Annotated in this window: 2 protein-coding genes; one reads left to right on the top strand and one right to left on the bottom strand. The window is 65.5% G+C overall.

The features are described 5' to 3' along the window. The coding region (locus AC1DU6_RS34825; protein ID WP_477863093.1) for an alpha/beta fold hydrolase at positions 1–342 on the top strand (342 nt) is incomplete at its 5' end. An 8-nt stretch (positions 343–350) separates the two neighbouring features. On the opposite strand, the gene AC1DU6_RS34820 is transcribed toward AC1DU6_RS34825, so the two are convergent. Beyond that, positions 351–600, bottom strand: a 250-nt coding sequence (locus AC1DU6_RS34820; RefSeq protein WP_477863091.1) for a DUF6489 family protein, incomplete at its 5' end; no start/stop codon positions are given.

Genomic DNA, 600 nt, shown 5'->3' with positions numbered 1-600 from the left:
GATCTCGACCGCGCCGAGCGGACCTATGCCCGCGGCCTGAGCCCGGCCGGCGTCGGGCGCCAGCTTCGCGCCATCCTCGCTTCGGGCAGTCGTAAAGAGAGGCTCGCCACGGTCACCGCGCCGACGCTGGTGATCCACGGCAAGATCGATCCTCTGGTGCATCCGGCCGCCGGCCGCGACACGGCCGCGTCGATTCCCGGCGCCAAGCTGATGATGGTCGACCGGATGGGCCACGCTCTGCCGATCTCGATGTGGTCCCTGGTGATCGACGCCATCTCCCGTCATGCGCATGGCGCGAAGCTGCAGCAGCCGCTGCAGGCCAACGCACGCCGCGCGGGCTGAGCCCGCGTCTACTTCTTGTCCTTCGGCCGCGCACCCAGCCCCGCCATGTTGACGAACATCTCCTGAAAGCGCTCGCCCATCTTCGGATCGAACGAGAACCAGCTCTGCATGATGGACTCCGGCGAGAACTTGTCGATATTGTCCATCATCTTCTTCTGCATCTGATCCATCATCGCCGACTGCATCGGCTGCACATCAGGCAGCCCCAGGAATTCGCGCGCCTCGAGCGGCGTGCAGTCCACGGTGACGATCACTTTC

It is taken from the genome of Roseateles sp. P5_B10 (genome assembly GCF_056400485.1).
The sequence above is the reverse complement of the archived record's forward strand: the minus strand, read 5'-3'. Positions and strand labels throughout refer to the sequence as shown.